This is a genomic window from Acinetobacter sp. A2, from assembly GCF_048537555.1.
Classification (GTDB): domain Bacteria; phylum Pseudomonadota; class Gammaproteobacteria; order Pseudomonadales; family Moraxellaceae; genus Acinetobacter.
Genome location: NZ_CP183239.1, coordinates 1,183,707 through 1,204,095 on the forward strand (window position 1 = coordinate 1,183,707; position 20,389 = coordinate 1,204,095).

Genomic DNA, 20,389 nt, shown 5'->3' on the forward strand with positions numbered 1-20,389 from the left:
AGATTGGCGTTTTGTTGTTATATGCACTTAAATGGTTATTGCAAGCGTCGTGTATCTTGAACAAAGCTGCGTGAGCTTAGGTAAACAAACACTGCTATAAAGAATAATGCCACAGGAATTACAAACAACGCATTGTGTAGACCAACAGCTTTAAAGTGTTCTGTCATTACCGCACTGCCTGAAGCTAGCATTGCTGCTTGTGAAAAATGATCTGACAATGCCCCAACCACGATTGGGCCAAACGCACCGCCTAAAATATACATGCAGGCAAAATACACAGCCATTGCAGTCGCACGTAAATTGGGCTCGACTACATCCTGAATGGCAGGGTAAACCGTAGTGTAGTAGTTATAAGAAGCCAACCAGCCCAAACTGAGCAGAATAACCACAGCTGTTAGAGAATCGTTACCCAAATACAGTGCGATACCAATAAATATTGCAGAAATAAACAAGCAAATCGCACCAAAAACCAAACGGCCACGGGCAAAGCGTTGATGAATCTTATCTGCGATGACACCGCCTAGCGTTAGACCAATTAAACCTGTAATCCCAACAATACAGCCTGTGATAACAGCAGATTGTGTCAAACTCAAGCCAAAATAGCGTTGAAACAGTGGTACAAAGAAGGAGTTACCTGCATACACGGCAAAGTTCACGCTTAAGCCTGACAGAATAATCCAACGTAGGGTTTTAATTTTTAAAAGCGTGCGAATCGGGTTTTGAACAGTCTTTGCCGTGTAGTTTTCACCTTCGCTTGCACCACGTGGTGGTTCTTTCATTTTAAAGAAGAACAGCGCCAGTATAAAACCGGGAATGGCTGCCACAATAAAGGGTGCACGCCAGCTGTCAAAGGCTTCTGCAATTGCCCCAACTGTAAAAAACGCTAAAATTAAACCGAGTGGCAGACCGAGCATAAAAATACCCATGGCGCGTGCGCGTTTTTCGGCAGGAAATAAATCACCAATTAACGAGTTTGCGGCAGGAGCATAGCTTGCTTCTCCCACACCTACACCCATACGGACTAAGAAAAACGAAACAAAATTCCATGCTGCTGCATTGAGTGCGGTAAAACCACTCCATGCCATTAAGCCCCAGCCAATAATTTTGGCTCTAGACTAGCAGAATAGATATGTTAGTCTAGAATCATGATAGAAAACAGTAAATTAAGTCACTATAAGATTAAAAAAATTATTCAGTGCTTTTGCATTGATATTCCTGCTTCTAAAACAGCCTTATTGCTTAACTTGAACCGTAATACCATCAACTATTGGTACATGCTTTTTAGAGAAGCAATCTACGATCATCAAACAGATTTAAGAGCAAAGTTTGTAGGTTCTATTGAAGTTGATGAGAGCTATTTTGGAGCAAAAAGACAACGTGGTTTTCATGGGAAATTGAAGCGAGGTCGAGGTACTTTAAAACAACCTGTATTTGGAATATTTGAAAGGAATGGTCGAGTTTATACAGAAATAGTCCCTGATTGTAAAAAGACTACATTACAACAAGTTATCTTAGGTAAAGTTGCACTTGAAAGTGTAATTTATAGTGATGGTTGGCGTGGATACAATGGTTTGGTAGATGTTGGTTACTCAAAGCATTTTAGAGTAAATCATGGAGCGAATGAATTTGCCAGAGGACAATGTCATATAAATGGAATAGAATCATTCTGGAGCTTTTGTAAAAGAAGGCTAGCAAAGTTCAACGGTATATCAAAAGAGTATTTTGATTATCATCTTAAAGAAACAGAATGGCGTTGGATGAGGGAGCCTAATGAGCTAGCAACAGAGTTGTGGGACCTCATTAGGTAAAACTAAGTGCAAATCTGCTAGTCTAGAGCCTAATGATAGCATTTGATTATATTAACACATACATACTCATTTATGAAAATCAACAAAGCGTATAAATTTAGGCTTGAGCCTAATGCAGAGCAGGAGCTTGTTTTAAACAAGTTGCTTGGCTCTGCACGTTTTGTTTGGAATCAAATTTTAGCTGTATCGTTCGAGATGCTTGCTAATAATGAGCGAATCAACAAAGTTAATTTAGTCAATAAAATTCCTGAATTACGAAAAAAACCTGAGTGTGCTTTTCTAGAAAATAGTTCAAATGGCGTTTCACTTCAACAAAAAGTGCGTGATCTTGGTGATGCTTGGGGGAAGTTCTTTGACCCGAAAGAACAAGCCAAGTTAAAGCAAAAACCATTTAAAGCCAAAAAACCAAGATTCTTTAAATTGCCTGATGGTCGTGAAGTCCAACTTAGACCACTCATGCCACGATTCAAAAAGAAATCTAATGGCTATGATTCCATTCGTATTGTTCAATTCAATAGATACTGTTGGGTTAAAGGCAACCAAGTTAAGTTACCTAATGACATTGGCGTTGTGAAATTCAGAAAATCACAAAATATTGTGGGTGAGATTAAGAACGTCACAATCTCCAAGCATGTCGGGAGATGGTATGTGTCATTTGGTGCTGAAAATACGGTAGAAGCACCAGTCCATCCATCGAAATCAGCCATTGGCATTGATTTAGGTATTAAAAAGTTAATTACAACGTCTAGTGGTCAAGTATTCGACCCGATCAATAGTTTCAAGGCCAATCAAGTAAAATTGGCTAGGCTTCAGCGCAAGCTGAGAAAGAAAAACAAGTTCAGTCAAAATTGGAAAAAGCTGAATCTCAAGATCAATACATTACATCATCATATTGCCAATATTCGGCATGACTACTTGCACAAAGTCACCACAACGCTCAGCAAAAACCACGCAATGATCGTAGTTGAGGACTTAAAAGTAGCCAATATGTCGAAGTCAGCGAAAGGCTCAATCGAGAAAAAAGGAAAGAATGTTAAAGCCAAGTCCAGCTTAAATAAATCAATCCTGGATCAAGGTTGGTCAATGCTTGTTGGTATGTTGGAGTACAAACAGCAATGGCGAGGTGGTTTGCTTGTTAAAGTTGACCCTAGATATACAAGTCAAACTTGTAGTTCATGTGGTCATGTTGCAAAAGAAAATAGGCTTACTCAAGCAAACTTTAGTTGTGTCGAGTGTGGCTTTGGCGAGAATGCAGATATTAATGCTTCTCGCAACATTTTGGCGGTGGGACACACCGTTTTGTCTGTGGAGGGTGGATGCGGTAAAGGTCGCCTTGCGAAGCAGAAAGCAAGTGAAATCCGTGAGGAAGTCACCTAAGAGCTTTTGCTTTTAGAATCCCCCACTTGAACATCGTGAAAGTGGTGGGAGTATGTCAATACAATGAATATTTAGGTGATGCCGATGGTGTGACTTACAATGTCGGTATGCGTATGCATTTTTAATTAAGCTGCCGCAGCTTTAAATGATGTGCTTGGTGTATTGTTTAAATGCAAAACATTCAAAGTACGATCGTAGTGGTTTGCTTTAAATAACCGTTATACTTGGCGTTTTGGCCGTATAGAATAGGATATTTTCTTGGATAGCATATTCGATGCTCAGTTTGAATTGAGTGATGCAGAAATGCATTTGTATAGTCGTCAAATTTTATTGGATGGCTGGGACATTGAAGCACAAGAAAAATTAAAACTCGCCAATGTACTGATTGTGGGCTGCGGTGGGATTGGCTGTTTAAGTGCAGAATTACTGGCTCGGGCAGGCGTGGGTAAAATTACCCTGATTGATGCCGATGTGATTGAAACCAGTAATCTGCAACGCCAAATTGCTTATAGCCCTGCAGATTTAGGCTTTTATAAGGCCGAAGTGTTAGCGAAACGTCTTGCAGAAATTAATCCGTTTATCGAGATTGTTAGTTTAACTACCTTGCTGGATGAGCAAAATGCAGGTGATTTAATTGCTCAACAAGATTTGGTGTTAGATGGCTGTGACAATTTCAGCACCCGTTATTTGGTCAATCAAATTTGTCAAAAATTCAATGTGCCTTTGCTCAGTGCATCAGCAATTGGCTTTCAAGGGCAAATGTTTATGGTAGAAGGCGATTCGGCTTGCTATGCGTGCCTGTTTCCCAAAGAAGAACATGCTAACGAGAGTTTACGCTGCGCAGACAGCGGGGTGCTGGCCAGTACCCCAAATGTAATGGCGAGCTTACAAGCACACCATGCGTTGTTGTATTTAGGTTTAGGCATTACTGCACTCAAGCAAAAATTATTGCTTTGGGATGGTCTAAGCATGAAACAACGCATATTGGCTTTCGAAAAAGATACAGACTGCCCAGTTTGTCAGGCAAGATAGACTTTCTCTCTTATCATTATTTGTTAAACTCACACTACTTTAATATGACTCAGACATGATGAAAAATAATATCTGGTTAGATGGTTTACGTTCAGTTGCCCGTATGGGTGAAACTGCAGTGGTGGCGGCCAAGGCTGGCATTAAATACGCAACTGAAAAACCAAGTAACGCCAAACTCATGCGCGAAACATTTGAATCTTTGGGTTCAACCTATATTAAGCTGGGCCAATTTATTGCCAGTACGCCGTCTTTGTTCCCACGTGAATATGTCGAAGAATTTCAAGGTTGTTTAGACCAGACACCAAGCTTGCCATTTAGTTATGTGCAGCAAGTGTTAGCGTCTGAATTTGCAGGGCGCAACCTAGATGAAATTTTTGCCTCTATTGATGAAACACCATTGGCATCTGCGTCTATTGCGCAAGTGCATGCGGCTAAATTGGTCAGTGGCGAAGATGTGGTGATTAAAGTGCAAAAGCCAGGTGTAGAGACAATTCTTTATACCGATTTAAACGTCCTGCACTGGGCCACCAAAATACTTGAAAAAGCAGTACCTAAGGTCAAATTTGCGTCTTTGGCCGATATTGTAGAAGAAATCAAAACCCGCATGGTGCGTGAAGTAGACTTTATTGAAGAAGCACGTAACCTTGATGATTTTATCAACTACCTGAATTTGACTCAAAACAATAAAGCTACTGCACCTAAAGTATATCATCAGTATTCAACCCGTCGGGTACTAACCATGCAGCGCTTGTATGGTGTGCCCTTGACTGATTTTGAAGTAGTCAAAAAAGTATCTAATGATCCATCACAAGTACTGATTACAGCCATGAATACTTGGTTTGGTAGTTTGATGATGTGTAACAGTTTCCATGCAGACCTACACGCAGGCAACCTGATGTTGCTTGAAGATGGTCGGGTGGGCTTTATTGATTTTGGTATTGTTGGACAGCTCAACCCTGAAGTGTGGACGGCTTGTATGGCCTTTATGGATGCCTTGCAAAATACCAATTACACGCTCATGGCAGAGAATATGCTGAAAATGGGCATGACCGATACTCAAATTGATACACAAGTTTTGGCTGCGGACTTAGAGCGTTTATTCAGCGGTGTATTATTGGCCGACCCTCAAGAATTACTAACTTCTAATCCTGCCGATTTAAACGACATTATGATGGACATGGTCGCGGTAGGTGAGCGTCATGGGATTCGCTTCCCACGTGATTTTGCTTTGCTGTTCAAGCAAATGTTGTATTTCGATCGTTTCATGCGCGTGTTGGCACCTTATACTGACATTTATGCAGATCAACGATTGCAGATGGTGCAAAGCATGGACCCCAACCTTTTGTTGAAACATTAAGGGTCAAACGGTACTTAATTTAGTAGATTTAAAATCCCTCTTCGCCAAGAGGGTTTTTCTCATATTGATCGTGACGATTCATAATAGCTACTCACTGAGATAGCAATGACACACGAATTTTGCAGGTTTTAAATGGACGCAATTATCATTGAAGGCTTAAAGGTAGAGACAGTGGTTGGCTGTTTTGCATGGGAGCGTCAGATTCAACAGCCTTTGATGTTGGATTTAATTATTACGACCAATTTAGATCAGGCCGCCACTTCAGATGAGTTACAGGACACTCTAAATTATGCTGAAATCTGCAGCATTTCTGCACAGGTCATTCAAAATGCTGCGCCTAAATTAATCGAACATGCAGCAAAATTGGTGCTCGATGCACTTTTTACTACCTTTGCAGCAATTGAATCTATTACCATCACGATTCGTAAACCTGCCATTATTCCAGAAGCACATTCTGTAGGAATTCGTCTTGAACGCCACCGACACGATTTTTGCCCTCGCTCTGGCGAGTAACTGTGAAGCTTCACGCCAGTTTAAACAGGCCTATCAGCAAATTGCTGCCTTGGGTGAAACACAGTTTTCGCAAATTTATCTCATTCCTTGCCGTGATGGGATCGGTGCAGATTACTGGAATTCTGCTTGCTTAATCAAAAGTCGTTTGAGCTATGCACAGTTGAATGTCATTCTCAAGGAAATGGAAGTTGCAGCAGGGCGTGTGCGTCCATCGCACGATATCCCACTGGATATTGATATTATTGCGTGGGGAGCAGATTTAGCCCACATGCAATTAAATCCGAAAAAACTGCCTTTGGCTTTAGATGTTAAAATTCCAATGTGGGAAATTTGGCAAGATCAAGCATTTATGCATCCTGAGCATCATTATCCAGTGGTGCGTTGTGAAGAGTAAATCAGGCAATTAGAGTTATTGATTCGTGATCAATCTTTAGCATTTTGACTAAGATGCATGATCTTAGATTGCAGACATCAGCATGTCATATTCTGTGAATATTTTTGTATAAAAAACCATCGAAAACCATATCGTTGCTGTATACATACAGGCTACAGTCAGAAAACTATCCACAAAATCTGCGGATAAATCTTGGGATAACTTAAAATCGGCTCTTTCTCTGTTATTTCTTGATTGTTTTAATCGAGATGTTTTCTATTTCATTGACATATAAAACGCCCACAATCGTGAGCGTTTAAGTGTCATCAATTCATTAAATATAATAACTGGTCTTGGTCATCAGCTTGGAAATAGCGGTCATGGTCAAGCGTACAGGCACAGGTAAATCTACACCACCTGCATTAAGCGCTGTATCGCGATGGTGTAATTCATCTTCATTCATTTGCACCAAAATTTTACGTGAACGGTCATCTTGTTCAGGTAGCTGACTAATATGATGCTGTAAATGCAAGCTCACTTGACGCTCGGTTTCTGCCACAAAGCCCAAACTGTATTTGTCGCCTGCAATGCCTGCAATTGCACCCATTCCAAATGAAAGGCCGTACCATACAGGGTTGAGCAGGCTGGTATGGCTGTCTAATTCTTTTAAACGGTCTTCACACCATGCCAAATGGTCTTGTTCCTCAATTGCAGCCTGTTCCATTTCACGACGTACATTGGGTAATTTGGCGGTTAAAGCCTGACCGTGATACAAGGCTTGGGCACATACTTCGCCACTGTGATTAACACGCATTAACCCAGCAACATGACGCGCTTCACTCACAGCCAATTTGGTTTCAACCGCATTGCCTGGGTTTTCGCGTTGTGCCGAAGTTGTACCTGGCACTAAGCTGCGCAAGGCTTGGTCAAATGAGTGAATAAACTTGTCTATACCTGTGTAATGACGCATGAACTTAATCCTCCAAAGAGTCTTGTGCAGTATCTAACATTGGCTTGAGCTTTAACAAGAGCCAAATCGTGAAAATGGCACTTAAAACCGCTGTGATACTAAACAGAATTTTTAAATCAATTTTTAAAACACTTAAAATTAAAATCGAGAAAACCGCAGACGACACCATAAAAATGGCATTTAAAATATTATTGGCGGCAACCACACGTGCACGGTGTGAGCGAGGAGAATAAGCCTGCATCATGGCATATAAGGGTACAATGTAAAAACCGCCACTAATCCCCAATAAAGTAACTGCAAGCATCACGTGATAATAGCTCCAGCCTTGCTGAAACACGGCTGATAAGCCAAGTAGTTCACCTGTTTGAGGCGGTACAAAGGCCAATGCACCTGCTAAATAAAAAGCGAAAATGGTTAGACCTACTGCACCAATTGGAACCATTTTTATATTGACTTCTGAGCCACCTAATTTGCGGCACAGCAAAGAACCTGCACCAATGCCAACTGAAAATAGGGTGAGTAATAAACTCACCACGTTTTCAGAAGCATGTAGGTTCTGCTGAGTCAGTTGTGGAATTTGGGTCAAATAAGTTGCCCCATAAAACCAATACCAAGAGTTTCCAAGTAAGATCAAAAAAATCATCGGCAGGCTTTTGGCATATTTTAAAGTCTGGAAACTGGTACGGAAAAAATTCCAGTCAATTTCAATCTCGGGTGCAGTCACACGCTGGGTTAATACAAAACGACTGGACGCATAGCCAATCAGTGCAATTACAATGACGGTCAGGCTAATCCACAGTAAATTTCCCGCAGAAACAGAAATGACAGCACCACCTAAAATCATACCCAGTAAAATGGCAATTGAAGTCCCTGACTGGAAAATAGCATTGCCCGACATCAGTTCATGCGGTTTGAGCACTTCGGGTAAAATGGCATATTTAATTGGGCCAAAGAAAGTCGATTGAGCGCCCATTAAAAATAAAGCAATCAATAGCAACCATAAATTTCCCAACAGGAAACCTGCAGTACCAATGAGCATGATGATAATTTCGAGCAATTTAATGGCACGTACCAGTTGCGCTCGCTCGTATTTGTCTGCCAGTTGCCCCGCAGTCGCTGAAAAAATGAAATAAGGCAAAATAAACAGTAGAGCAGCTAAGTTATTTAGCGTACTGACATTTGCAGACTGCTGACTAATCCAGCCATAGGTAAAGACCAAAAGCAGCGCTTGTTTATAAACATTATCATTGAGTGCGCCAAAAAACTGAGTGAGAAACATCGGCAAAAAGCGCCGACTTTTCATTAACTGTTCATTTTTTTCCATGCGTGATTAACTTCGTTTAGTTTTATTAAGAAATGTGACCGCTTGATATAATAGTACAGAAAATCATGTATGATGTTTCAAGTCTTTTCACTGATGAAAAAATCAAATAAATTGGTGTTTGCACGCGCGTTCATTGGGGTTTTTCCATAAAAATTAAATCAGTTTAGAGTTGTTTATGCCTGTCAATACAAACTTTAAAAAATCAGTACTTTGTTCCAGTATGCACGCTATTTTGTGTTGGAATATGCCAAAAAATATCGGGCTTGGTCTGTTTTTGGGTTTTGTTGCATCTTCAAGTTTTGCTGAAAGTATTCCAGCGGCAAATACAGTGCAACAAGCAACAGGTGAAATTAATACTGCAACGATCCAAACACCTGTGGCAGAAGAAGCACAGAGCCTCGAAGCCGAAATTAAGCAACTGGCTGCAGCACAAGGTAAAGATAGCGCCGAAGAGTTACAAAAAATAGAAGAAGCAATGCAGCAGGCGCAAGCGCCAGAAGTTGATAGTTTGCAAATGTTGCAACAGCAACAACAAGCTGGCATGACATTTCCCGAATTTCAACCTATTGAATTTGAAGACCTGGAAGATTTACCTGTCGCACCTGTAGATCAAAATCTTGCCAATGAAATTTTTCAGATGGCAGAACAAGCCAAGCAAGAAGCGATGCTAGATCGTAATGGTCAGGTTCCTGAAACCTTGGTGCAAGATGCAACTCAAGAGGAGTTGCTACAAATTAACCAAGCACCCGTTAATGTAGATGCATTAATGTCGAGCATTCAGGCAGACAGCAAAATTGTAGTCGAAGCTAACCCAGCAGACAGTACCATGACCGAATTGGGCTGGATGACACAGGCTGAAAATGCAGATCAACCGGGTTTTTTCAGACGGCTATTACATAAAGTCCGCCCACCGCGTGAACTCAATACTGCCAAAGTGCCAAGGATTAGTGCCGATGTTGTGATTAGCGCAAACAGTGCTCAAAATGGAACACAAAACGCCATTGGAGAAGTTTCACCAGAAGCTTATCGCACAGCGGTAGATAATTTAAGTGCCAACATTAAGGCAAAACTCTCAAGTTTTACCCAAGAATCGTTTGCAGACTTTCCAGTGGCCTTGCCACAGTTGCGCACCTTATCCAATCAGGCAGCGCAGGCGGTGGGGTTTTACAATGCCGAATTTAAATTTGAAAAACTTAGTGACAGTCGCGTACGTGTAAATGTAGTGCCTAATCCACCTGTGGCGATTAAACAACAAAATATAGAGTTTACGGGCGAAGGGCAATACGAGGCACAATTTCAGGTCATTGGCGTATTGCCAGATCAAGAAGTAGATGACGTGTTCAATCATGGTTTGTACGAGCAAACCAAAAAGCGAATTACCGATGCTGCCACAGACAATGGATATTTCGACAGTTATTGGCGTTTGCATGATGTTAAAGTCGCACAGCCGCAAAATACAGCAGATATAAATTTACGCTATGAAACGGGCGAGCGTTACAAACTTGGTGCAGTGGAATTCCGTATGAGCGATCCAAATCAGGAATTCCCGCTTGATATGGACATCTTACAAAGTATGGTGACTTGGCAGGAAAATGCTGACTATACCTTTTGGCGTGTCAATGGTTTAGCCAACAACTTAACCAACTCACGTTATTTTAACTACACTTTGGTTGATACAATTCGTCCTGATCCTGTAGAGCATCCTTTAGAATTGCCACCTGATATTCAGGCCTTGGTCGATCAGCAAAAGCTGTCTTTGGGTGATGCTACGGTTACAGATAAAAAGCAGGTGGCTTCTTCGCAAGAAGTTACACAGTCTGTGGTGAATGAAGCGGAATTTGCGGGTACAGAAGAAGGACCTGCCAATGAAAACCTACGCACCCTGCAAGTTCAACAAGAAAATAAGCAAACTGAAGAAGAGCGCTTTAAAGAACAAGCGCGTATAGATAAAAAAATTCCTGTCATTGTGACCTTAAATGCAGACCGTTTAAACAGTGCTGAAGTTGGTACAGGTTATGGTACAGACACGGGTGTCCGTTTACGTGGGCAGTATCGCCGTGCCATTGTCAATAAACGAGGTCATTCATTCGATGCCAACTTGGAGCTATCTGAAATTCGTCAAGCCATAGATGGGCGCTATAACATTCCGTATAACCATCCATTAAATGACTATGTGGCCTTAGTTGGTGGTTATGAGCGTGAAGAGCGTGATGATGTTGCACAAGGTAGTGGCTTATTAATCGAATCTGCGGTTGCAGGTGCAGACCGTGTGATTAAAAACCCAATGGGGAGCTGGCAGCATACCTTTGGCCTGCGCTACCGTTTAGACCGCTTAACTGAAACAGGCGATGTATTTTTAGATAATGTCCCTGATGCCTTTATTGCGAATGGAGATGTTGAGCAGCAATCGTTATTGCTTGGCTATGAAATTTCCAGAACAGACAGCAACCGACGAGTAAACCCAAGCAAGGGATTTAGACAAATTTATAAAGTAGAACTGGGCAGCGAATCATTACTTAGTGATGCTGATTTAGCCATATTTAATGCAGGCTGGCGCTTTATTTATTCCATGGGTGAAAATGACAATCACCAGTTTGTGGGGCGTAGTGACTTAGGTTATATCTACACCGAAGACTTTAAAAAAGTACCTTATAACTTGCGTTATTTTACGGGGGGCGACCAGAGTCTGCGTGGCTTTGACTATAAATCTTTAGCACCACAGATTGATGGCTTTAAAATTGGTGGTCAGGCTTTGGCTGTAGGCTCTTTGGAATATAACTATCAATTTAAAGAGGGCTGGCGTGCTGCGGTATTTAGTGACTTTGGTAATGCCTACGATACAGATTTTAGTAATGACACCGAATATAGCGTAGGCTTGGGTGTGCGTTGGGCATCTCCAATTGGTCCAATTCGGATAGATGTGGCATCGGGTATTTCAGATGACAACCATCCAATCCGTCTACATTTCTTTATTGGCTCTCAACTATAAATTTAAGACTTAGAGATCATTATGGCTGAAGTTGAACAGCAACCAGAAACCCCAGAGATGCTGCCCAAAAAGCGTCGAATACTCAGGAGTGTTTTACTGTCACTACTGTTTATGCTGATTCTATTGGTATCTGCTTTGGTGGTGATGTTCTCAACAGACCGTGGTTCTAAGTTTTTACTTGATAGTGTCTTGCAACGTCAGGAAATTATTCATTATGAATATGAAGGTGGTAATTTATGGCGCGGTATTATTCTGCGCAATATCATCGTCAGCTTAAAACCTGTAGATGTCAAAATTGACCGTGCCGATGTCGTTCTTGGTTGGCGTGCTATTTTAGATAAAGAAATTCATTTAAATCGTACCGACGTGCGTAATCTGCGAATTTATCCTAAAGGCCCACCGAGTGACGATCCATTCAAATTCAATGAAATTCGTCTGCCATTTGTACTGCGCTTAGACACTGCAGATGTCGATCATTTATTAATTCAAACGGCTTCTGGCACTCAGGTCGATTTTTACGACATTCATTTAAATAACGCTTTATGGTCAGGCACAGAGCTCAAATTTGAAGACTCGCACATGGACATGGGCTATTTGAATGTGCGTAATGCAACAGGCGATATGAAGTTTGAGGGCAAATATCCACTAAACGTGACGGGTGATCTAAATCTGCCATCCTTGCACAATAGTCTGAATATCCATGACATTAAAGTCGTGGCGAAAGGCACTTTAGATACCATTCAAGCTGGTGTGGCAACCAATACGCCTGATTTATTAACAGGTTGGGTCGTGTTACATCCAATGCGCAAGCAAGTGCCGATGTTTGGTGAACTACAATTTAAACAATATCACTGGCCTATTTTGACGGAACAGCAGTTGTTTACCCAAGCAGGTGCAGCCAAATTTAAAGGGGGTATTAAACGTCTGGATATTGATATTGCGACCGATTTAAGTGGAAAGAATATTCCACAAGGGCAATATACAGGCTTGATGTACACCGACTTGGTGAATCAGCTCAACATTAGTAATTTAAATGCACAACTTATGCAAGGTGCTGCCAATGTTGCAGGTGTAGTGAGCTGGAAAGATCGAGTGAGTTGGGACTTAACTGGGCGTTTGGACAAAATTAATCCGAAAGACCCCCTAATTCCACAAGTAGTCAAAGACTTTTTACCGCCAAGCCTTGATGCCAATTTGACTTCTAAAGGCCATTTGGAAAAAGGGATGCATTTAACTGCACAAGTTGATTTTGACCGATTTGAAACATGGAACTTAAAATTAGATCAAAACCCAGCACAGGACAAAGCGGTCAATCCAATGTTGTTGGATGTGCGCTGGAATAATATTGACCGTGCAGTGCCTTATGTGGGTTGGCTAAAAAGTGAATCGGGGGATGTACAGTTAGCATTGGTTGAGGGACAGCAAGATATTTTTGTGGCGACCAAAGTCAGTGCGCATGAGCAGACGGCTTTGCCTGCAGGTATGTATCAAGCCAAATTAAACCTTAAAAACAACCGTTTAAATATTCCAAACTTTAAGCTAGATACGGGCAATAGTCACTTGGCAGGCAGCGCCGTAATTGATTTACCTTCTGACAAACGTCAGTTGAAATGGAATGCGGTGTTGGCAGCCAAAGATTTTAATCCACAAACTGTGGTAGCGGCAGCACCAGTAAATGTGCTGAATGGGCAGTTAAAAGCTAATGGTTTTGCATTGCCGAATCAGCAAATTATTCATTTAAATGGTGTGAATTTAACTGGGCGACTGGCCAACCAAAATGAAAGTGTACATTTAACAGGGCAAAGCACGATTGCTTTACTGTTCCATGATGCCAAAGCAGGCGGTGGTTTTAAAAGTTTTGCGGTGAATTATGATGGTGACCTAAATGCCAGCGCAATTCAGGGCAGTCAAGGCAGTTTAAAGCTGAAAGTTTCGGGCACACCTGAGCTGATCAAAATTAGTGATTTACGTCATAACGGAGTCGCGGGGCAAATTGTGGCAGATGGTTTATTACATCTGAACAATGGGATGGGCTGGAATTTAAATGCTTCTTTAATTCGTTTTAAACCACATTATTTTGTATCGAGTGTACGTGGTGAATTATCAGGAAACATCCGCACACAAGGCATTTGGTCAGAAAAGCAGAAGCGTATTAACATTGAGCGTCTAAATTTAGCTGGTATGCTGAATAATAAACCTGTACGTGGTACAGGTAATTTGGCGATGGTGATTGATTCCAATCAAAAAGGTTTCTTGCCACAACAGTTTGAAGCCAATAATTTGTATCTGTCTTATGCCAAAAACCAGCTACAAGCCACTGGCAATGCACAAAACCTACGCATTAAAGTCAATGCACCCGCCTTATACGAAGTATATTCGGGCTTACGTGGGCGTGCCTATGGTTATTTAAATGTGCAGTCGCAACCACGTTTGAAAGCAACCGCCAATTTAGCGGTTGATCAGTTCAGTTTTAATAATATTTTCAGTGTACGCAAATTGCGCATACAGGGTGAATTGCCAACGTCTGAAAATACCGCAACATTGATGACCGCATCGCTGGAACATCTCCGCAGTGGCAATCGTGGCATTGAACAAGGTCAAATTGCGCTGGCAGGCACACGTCAGGCACATGTATTAAAACTTGAAGCAGAAAATAAACTGAGTAAGTTTTATGTGCAACTCGCAGGTGGCTTGAATGCGCAAAACGATTGGATTGGACAAATCCAGAAAGGTGATTTTGACTCATTAAGAACCCATTTGGCGCAGCGTCAAAATGCAGCGGTAATTTATCAGCATAAAAACAGTGAGCTGTATGTGGGTGCACATTGCTGGATGAGCCAACAAAGTCAGTTGTGTTTTGATCAGCCGATTCGAGTCAGTAAAACCAAAGCCAATGCATCGTTTGTGACACAAAACCTAGACTTAAACGATTTTGCTGCCTTTATGCCTGAAGGTCTTGCCATTACAGGTAAGGTCAATGGTCATGCCAAAGCAGCTTGGGCCAAAGGGCAGAAACCTAAAATTGATGCGCATCTGATTACACGTAATGGTGTGATAGGTATTGCAGCAGATGACCCGCAAGATATTGGCTCTACTTTACGCTATGAACAAGTCGCTTTGGTGGCGAAAAGCATTGCCGATGGTTTACAGTTACGCATGGATGTCAAAACGCCTGAAATTGGTGCAGGTTATGCCAATGTGGTGATAGATCCTTACAGCAAAAATATGCCAATGCGTGGTGAAATCGCCTTCGATCAAGTGCAACTAAAAGTCTTTAAACCGTTTATTGCCGATGTGCGTTCCATGGCGGGCACTCTATCTTTTGCTGGTAAGGTCAATGGCACTTTAACCTCACCTTTGGTCACTGGTGAAATGCGACTGAAAGATGGCGCAATTAGCATGATTTCCTTACCTGTGAATTTGACCAATGTGCAGCTGTACTCATCAATTCGGCAAGATCAAGCCTCTATTAATGGTGCATTTAATAGCGGTGGTGGTGTAGGACGTTTAACAGGTAGTGTGGATTGGAAAAATGATCCTCGAATTCAGTTAAATTTAAATGGTAAAGATTTATTAATACGTCAGGCGCCGTTAATTACTGCAATGATTACGCCTGATGTCTCTTTGGATGTTTTACCGTTCCAGAAAAAACTGAGTTTAAAAGGGAAAGTAGATGTACCACGTGCGTTAATTTCTATGCCTGAAGTTTCTGCACCCGTGGTGAATGTGTCTTCTGATGTACGTGTAGTACATGAAGGTCAAGATCAGCTCGCATTACTACGTTCAGCACGTCCATGGGATATCCGAGCAGATTTAGAGCTAAACTTGGGTGATCAAGTGATTTTCCAAGGTTTTGACAGCCGTATTCCACTTATTGGACGTTTGTATCTTTCTCAACGTGGTTTGGAAACTGCCATGCGTGCCAATGGTGCAATTGGTGTTAGTCAGCGTGTAAAAATTGAAGCATACGGACAGAGTCTGGACTTAAACCGTGCGATTGCACGTTTTAATGGCCCGATTTCAAACCCAACTCTAGATATGGATGCCAATAAAAACGTACAAGGCAGTATGGTGGGCTTTAGGGTTACAGGTACAGCCAGCAGCCCAAATATTCAGGTTTATAACGATGCGGGTTTATCTGAACAGGAAGCATTAAATGCTTTGATTACAGGACGTATCAATGAAGGTACTAGCGGTCTGAGTCAAACTGAAAGCTTTAAGTCGGATGTAAACAATACCATTGCAGCAGCAGGGATCAGTATGGGCTTGGGTGGCACACGTGCCTTGACCAACCAAATTGGACGTACATTCGGTTTAAGTGGTTTAGCGCTTGATGCCCAAGGTACGGGGGATGACACGCAAGTTAGTGTGACGGGTTACATTACTCCAGACTTATTTATTCGTTATGGTGTGGGCGTATTTACCCCAGTGAATAAACTGACCTTGCGTTATCAAATGAATAAGCGCTTGTATTTGGAAGCCAGTCAGGCTTTAGAACGTGCGGTGGATATTTTTTATAATTGGCGTTTCTAACCGCAGCTAAGTCAGATAAAAAATGCGCTCTACATGAGCGCATTTTTTCAATGAAATTTCTTATTTTGTTGAACATTGATTATCATAAGCCTAATAGGAGAGCGTGAATGAAAAAGATTTTGGTTGTTACTGCCGTGCTTGCATTAATGGGCTGTGCAGAAAAAAAACCTCTAACCCCAGAAGAGCAATGGCAAGGTTACTGCAGAAGTGTTGGAAATGCAGCACGTACCATTATGCTAGATCGTCAAAATGCAATTGAAAAAGAACGAGCTATTGAGCATGCCAACAAAATTGAAGATGATACGACCCGTACTTTTATTTTAGAGATTATTGAGCAAATTTATGCTTTGCCAATAGATGAAATTAAGGGCGATGCAGATGCCGCACGTGAAAAAATCCGTGCTCAGTTTACTGAAAAATGTATTGCTACACCGCATGATAAAATGCCAGATTACAAACCGTTCTAAAAGAACGGTTTTTTTATGAATATTTATTATTCTACCAACAGTAATTTCAAAACTTAAATAGCCTAAACAGTGTCTAGTATTCGTTGTCAGGCCATTAAAATTTCCCACAAATAAATTGTGACAAGTTCTTAATCTTAAAACTAGCAATACTTATCTTTTTACTGAATAATGAATTTATAACAAAAACAGTAGGAGCGCATAATGGAAATGGAAGTGGTTGCTTACCTGCATAATGCAGATTTGCTCTTAGAAGATGAACAGGGTGTCGCCATTGTTGGTGGTAGTCACTATGTTTTAAGTTTAGGTGATCGGGTTTTTTTACGTCAGCAAATAGATGAGCCCGCAAAGATTTATCAAGTACAGATTTCATTTGCTAGTGCAGCGCATTGTATGCTGCATGAAGATGAAATTCAGCTCAAGTTTGAAGGTAGCCGTGAACAATTACAGCACTATCTTCAAGCTACTACAGTACACTAAGGTGGAATATCTTTCATTTTAGATAGAAGGCAACATTGGGTTGCCTTTTTTACGAGTTAAACTTTAGGCAAAAGTTAAAGTGAATGCAGTTTAAGTCAAAATTAAGTCATGTTTTGCCTGTAAATTGAACAATATGCGCATCATTTAGTTATAAAATAATGGGCATCACAAAGAAACACTTTAGTTGCATTAACTTTTAACTGGAAGTTTAGTAAAATTTTGCAGTCCATATTATTTGTGATGCTTTGCAAAAGCAGGAATTCGCAAATAATTTTTTAAAAAAGAGGAATAACACCGTGCTAGAAGCTTACCGCCAACACGTTGAAGAACGTGCCGCACTCGGAGTCCCACCGAAGCCACTTGATGATGTGCAAACAGCTGCATTAGTTGAATTATTAAAAAATCCACCAGCAGGCGAAGAAGCTTATTTAGTTGATTTGCTTGAAAACCGCGTACCAGCAGGTGTTGACCAAGCGGCATACGTTAAAGCTGCTTTCTTAGCTGCTGTAGCAAAAGGTGAAGCAACCTCTCCACTCGTGTCTAAAGAGCGTGCTGTTTACTTACTAGGTACTATGCTTGGTGGTTACAACGTAGCACCTTTAGTTGAGCTTTTAGACAATGCAGAATTATCTGGCTTAGCTGCTGATGCATTGAAAAACACTTTGCTTGTATTTGATGCGTTCCATGACGTAGCAGACAAAGCAAAAGCAGGTAACGAAAACGCGAAAGCAGTTTTACAATCTTGGGCTGATGCTGAATGGTTCACTAGCCGTAAAGATGTACCTGAAGAAATCAAACTTACAGTTTTCAAAGTAACTGGCGAAACTAACACTGACGACTTGTCACCTGCACAAGACGCATGGAGCCGTCCAGACATTCCATTGCACGCAAATGCAATGTTGAAAAACGTACGTGATGGTATCAACCCAGAAGTTCCTGGTGAAGTTGGTCCATTAAACCAAATCAAAGACTTAATCGCGAAAGGCAACCAAGTTGCTTACGTGGGTGACGTTGTAGGTACAGGTTCTTCTCGTAAGTCTGCAACTAACTCTGTACTTTGGTTCTTCGGTGACGAAATTGCGCACATTCCAAACAAAAAAGATGGCGGCTACTGCTTAGGCGGTAAAATCGCGCCAATCTTCTTTAACACAATGGAAGATGCGGGTGCTTTACCTGTAGAAATCGACGTTTCTAACATGAACATGGGTGATGAAATCACTCTTAAGATCGACCATGCTGCTGCTAAAGTAACAGCGTTCAAAGACGGCGCGCAAATCGCTGAATCTGAACTTAAAACTCCAGTGCTTCTAGACGAAGTACGTGCTGGTGGTCGTATTAACTTGATCGTTGGTCGTGGTTTGACTGCTAAAGCGCGTGAAGCTTTAGGTCTTACACCATCTACATTGTTCCGTACGCCAGTACAACCTGAAAACACAGGTAAAGGCTTCACTCAAGCTCAAAAAATGGTAGGTCGCGCTTGTGGTCTTCCAGAAGGTCAAGGTGTTCGTCCAGGTACTTACTGCGAACCTAAGATGACAACTGTTGGTTCTCAAGATACAACAGGTCCGATGACGCGTGACGAATTAAAAGACTTAGCATGCTTAGGTTTCTCTGCAGACCTCGTTATGCAATCTTTCTGTCACACAGCTGCGTATCCAAAACCAGTTGACGTACAAATGCAACACTCGCTTCCTGACTTCATCATGAACCGTGGTGGTGTTTCTTTACGTCCAGGTGACGGTATTATCCACTCTTGGTTAAACCGTATGCTTCTTCCAGATACAGTAGGTACTGGTGGTGACTCGCATACTCGTTTCCCAATTGGTATTTCATTCCCAGCGGGTTCTGGTCTTGTAGCGTTTGCTGCAGCAACTGGTGTTATGCCACTTGACATGCCTGAGTCTGTACTTGTGAAGTTCAAAGGTAAAATGCAGCCTGGTATCACGCTTCGTGACCTTGTACATGCGATTCCTTACTACGCAATTAAAGAAGGTGACTTAACTGTAGAGAAGAAAGGTAAGAAAAACATCTTCTCTGGTCGTATCTTAGAAATCGACTTAACAGAAATGGAAACTGACTTGACTGTTGAGCAAGCATTTGAATTATCTGATGCTTCTGCTGAACGTTCAGCTGCTGGTTGTTCTATCACACTTTCTGAAGAGAAAGTTGCTGAATACCTTCGTTCAAACATCACTATGCTTAAGTGGATGATTTCTGAAGGTTATGGCGATGCGCGTACTATGGCTCGTCGTGTTGAGAACATGGAAAAATGGTTAGCGAACCCATCACTTCTTAAAGCTGATGCTGACGCTGAATACACGAAAGTGTATGAAATTGACCTTGCAGACATCAAAGAACCTATCCTTTGCTGCCCGAACGATCCAGATGATGCAAAACTTCTTTCTGACGTTCAAGGCGACAAAATTGATGAAGTATTCATCGGTTCTTGTATGACAAACATCGGTCACTTCCGTGCTGCTGGTAAGTTATTAGACAAAGTTCCTGGTGGTTCTTTATCTACTCGTCTATGGTTAGCGCCTCCAACTCGTATGGATGAGCGTCAATTGATGGAAGAAGGCTTCTACAACACTTATGGTAAAGCTGGTGCACGTACAGAAATGCCAGGTTGTTCATTGTGTATGGGTAACCAAGCACGTGTAGCGCCGAACACAACTGTCGTATCAACTTCTACACGTAACTTCCCGAACCGTTTAGGTCAAGGTGCAAACGTATACTTAGCTTCTGCTGAGCTTGCATCTGTTGCTGCGGTACTTGGTAAGTTACCAACACCAGAAGAATACCAACAGTACGCTTCTCAAATCGACAGCATGTCTGCTGACATCTACAAGTACTTGAACTTTGACAAGATGGAAAGCTACACAGACGCTGCTTCGAATGTAGACACTAAAAAAATTGCTGCTGCTCAGTTGACCTAAGTCAGAAAAAGCAAAGCTGAATAAGCTTTGCTTTAACACAAGAGCAAATTTATGATTTGCTTGAGTGTTGAGCAATAAGTAAGGTAAGGGCTGATGATTCAGCCCTTATTTTTTTTTGTAAAATTACCACTCATCTTAAAATAATGAGATGTACCTCACAAAATATATAAATTTTGATATATAATTAAAGAATAAATATAATTTTTGGTAAAAAAATCAATTAAATTAAACAT

The 20,389-nt window shown here is 41.4% G+C and carries 14 protein-coding genes; 11 read left to right on the forward strand and 3 right to left on the reverse strand.

Going from position 1 to position 20,389, the window contains the following annotated elements; all coding sequences use genetic code 11:
• Positions 1 to 35: 35 nt before the first annotated feature.
• On the reverse strand, positions 36 to 1,085 hold the full coding sequence (locus tag ACNS8M_RS05540) for a spinster family MFS transporter (RefSeq protein ID WP_252726318.1): 1,050 nt from the start codon (positions 1,083 to 1,085) through the stop codon (positions 36 to 38).
• Positions 1,086 to 1,145: 60 nt separating this feature from the next.
• On the opposite strand from ACNS8M_RS05540, the gene ACNS8M_RS05545 reads away from it, so the two are divergent.
• From ACNS8M_RS05545 to ACNS8M_RS05570, 6 genes are all read left to right on the forward strand, one after another.
• Positions 1,146 to 1,808: an IS1595 family transposase gene (locus ACNS8M_RS05545; protein ID WP_152875444.1), complete on the forward strand. Its 663-nt coding sequence runs from the start codon at positions 1,146 to 1,148 to the stop codon at positions 1,806 to 1,808.
• 72 nt (positions 1,809 to 1,880) lie between these two features.
• Positions 1,881 to 3,185 carry an RNA-guided endonuclease InsQ/TnpB family protein gene (locus ACNS8M_RS05550; protein ID WP_168417452.1) on the forward strand — a complete coding sequence of 435 codons (1,305 nt, stop codon included), beginning with the start codon at positions 1,881 to 1,883 and terminating at the stop codon, positions 3,183 to 3,185.
• A 303-nt stretch (positions 3,186 to 3,488) separates the two neighbouring features.
• Positions 3,489 to 4,217 (forward strand): HesA/MoeB/ThiF family protein, encoded by a 729-nt coding sequence (locus ACNS8M_RS05555; RefSeq protein WP_168417505.1) that lies wholly within the window; start codon positions 3,489 to 3,491, stop codon positions 4,215 to 4,217.
• Positions 4,218 to 4,275: 58 nt separating this feature from the next.
• A complete protein-coding gene (locus tag ACNS8M_RS05560; protein ID WP_168417504.1) occupies positions 4,276 to 5,574 on the forward strand; it encodes an ABC1 kinase family protein in 1,299 nt (432 codons plus the stop codon).
• Between the two features lie 132 nt (positions 5,575 to 5,706).
• Positions 5,707 to 6,087, forward strand: a complete 381-nt coding sequence (gene folB, locus ACNS8M_RS05565) for a dihydroneopterin aldolase (RefSeq protein ID WP_168526480.1) — start codon at positions 5,707 to 5,709, stop codon at positions 6,085 to 6,087.
• Positions 6,044 to 6,481, forward strand: a complete 438-nt coding sequence (locus ACNS8M_RS05570; protein WP_168526482.1) for a 2-amino-4-hydroxy-6-hydroxymethyldihydropteridine diphosphokinase — start codon at positions 6,044 to 6,046, stop codon at positions 6,479 to 6,481. The genes folB and ACNS8M_RS05570 overlap by 44 nt, the downstream gene beginning before the upstream one ends.
• A gap of 313 nt (positions 6,482 to 6,794) precedes the next feature.
• On the opposite strand, the gene coq7 is transcribed toward ACNS8M_RS05570, so the two are convergent.
• A complete protein-coding gene (gene coq7, locus ACNS8M_RS05575; protein ID WP_419225255.1) occupies positions 6,795 to 7,430 on the reverse strand; it encodes a 2-polyprenyl-3-methyl-6-methoxy-1,4-benzoquinone monooxygenase in 636 nt (211 codons plus the stop codon).
• Between the two features lie 4 nt (positions 7,431 to 7,434).
• The gene (locus ACNS8M_RS05580) at positions 7,435 to 8,754 is read right to left on the reverse strand and encodes an MFS transporter (protein WP_168526486.1); all 1,320 of its coding nucleotides are present in this window, start codon (positions 8,752 to 8,754) and stop codon (positions 7,435 to 7,437) included.
• A gap of 175 nt (positions 8,755 to 8,929) precedes the next feature.
• Between ACNS8M_RS05580 and ACNS8M_RS05585 the strand changes: the two genes are divergently transcribed.
• From ACNS8M_RS05585 to ACNS8M_RS05605, 5 genes are all read left to right on the forward strand, one after another.
• Entirely contained in the window at positions 8,930 to 11,743 is a 2,814-nt protein-coding gene (locus ACNS8M_RS05585; protein WP_168417447.1) for an autotransporter assembly complex protein TamA, read from the forward strand.
• 21 nt (positions 11,744 to 11,764) lie between these two features.
• Positions 11,765 to 16,276, forward strand: a complete 4,512-nt coding sequence (locus tag ACNS8M_RS05590; protein WP_419225256.1) for a translocation/assembly module TamB domain-containing protein — start codon at positions 11,765 to 11,767, stop codon at positions 16,274 to 16,276.
• A 107-nt stretch (positions 16,277 to 16,383) separates the two neighbouring features.
• The gene (locus tag ACNS8M_RS05595; protein WP_168417445.1) at positions 16,384 to 16,743 is read left to right on the forward strand and encodes a hypothetical protein; all 360 of its coding nucleotides are present in this window, start codon (positions 16,384 to 16,386) and stop codon (positions 16,741 to 16,743) included.
• A gap of 207 nt (positions 16,744 to 16,950) precedes the next feature.
• Positions 16,951 to 17,220, forward strand: coding sequence for a hypothetical protein (locus ACNS8M_RS05600; RefSeq protein ID WP_168417444.1), 270 nt, complete (start codon positions 16,951 to 16,953; stop codon positions 17,218 to 17,220).
• Positions 17,221 to 17,516: 296 nt separating this feature from the next.
• Positions 17,517 to 20,156 (forward strand): bifunctional aconitate hydratase 2/2-methylisocitrate dehydratase, encoded by a 2,640-nt coding sequence (locus ACNS8M_RS05605; protein ID WP_419225257.1) that lies wholly within the window; start codon positions 17,517 to 17,519, stop codon positions 20,154 to 20,156.
• Positions 20,157 to 20,389: the final 233 nt, after the last annotated feature.

What these genes read in the sequence shown, in the direction of transcription:
- ACNS8M_RS05595 (WP_168417445.1), top strand. Translation starts at nt 16,384, where the DNA reads ATGAAAAAGATTTTGGTTGTTACTGCCGTGCTTGCATTAATGGGCTGT.
- ACNS8M_RS05585 (WP_168417447.1), top strand. Translation starts at nt 8,930, where the DNA reads ATGCCTGTCAATACAAACTTTAAAAAATCAGTACTTTGTTCCAGTATG.
- ACNS8M_RS05590 (WP_419225256.1), top strand. Translation starts at nt 11,765, where the DNA reads ATGGCTGAAGTTGAACAGCAACCAGAAACCCCAGAGATGCTGCCCAAA.
- coq7 (WP_419225255.1), bottom strand. Translation starts at nt 7,430, where the DNA reads ATGCGTCATTACACAGGTATAGACAAGTTTATTCACTCATTTGACCAA.
- ACNS8M_RS05560 (WP_168417504.1), top strand. Translation starts at nt 4,276, where the DNA reads ATGAAAAATAATATCTGGTTAGATGGTTTACGTTCAGTTGCCCGTATG.
- ACNS8M_RS05550 (WP_168417452.1), top strand. Translation starts at nt 1,881, where the DNA reads ATGAAAATCAACAAAGCGTATAAATTTAGGCTTGAGCCTAATGCAGAG.
- ACNS8M_RS05540 (WP_252726318.1), bottom strand. Translation starts at nt 1,085, where the DNA reads ATGGCATGGAGTGGTTTTACCGCACTCAATGCAGCAGCATGGAATTTT.
- ACNS8M_RS05600 (WP_168417444.1), top strand. Translation starts at nt 16,951, where the DNA reads ATGGAAGTGGTTGCTTACCTGCATAATGCAGATTTGCTCTTAGAAGAT.
- folB (WP_168526480.1), top strand. Translation starts at nt 5,707, where the DNA reads ATGGACGCAATTATCATTGAAGGCTTAAAGGTAGAGACAGTGGTTGGC.
- ACNS8M_RS05555 (WP_168417505.1), top strand. Translation starts at nt 3,489, where the DNA reads ATGCATTTGTATAGTCGTCAAATTTTATTGGATGGCTGGGACATTGAA.
- ACNS8M_RS05580 (WP_168526486.1), bottom strand. Translation starts at nt 8,754, where the DNA reads ATGGAAAAAAATGAACAGTTAATGAAAAGTCGGCGCTTTTTGCCGATG.
- ACNS8M_RS05545 (WP_152875444.1), top strand. Translation starts at nt 1,146, where the DNA reads ATGATAGAAAACAGTAAATTAAGTCACTATAAGATTAAAAAAATTATT.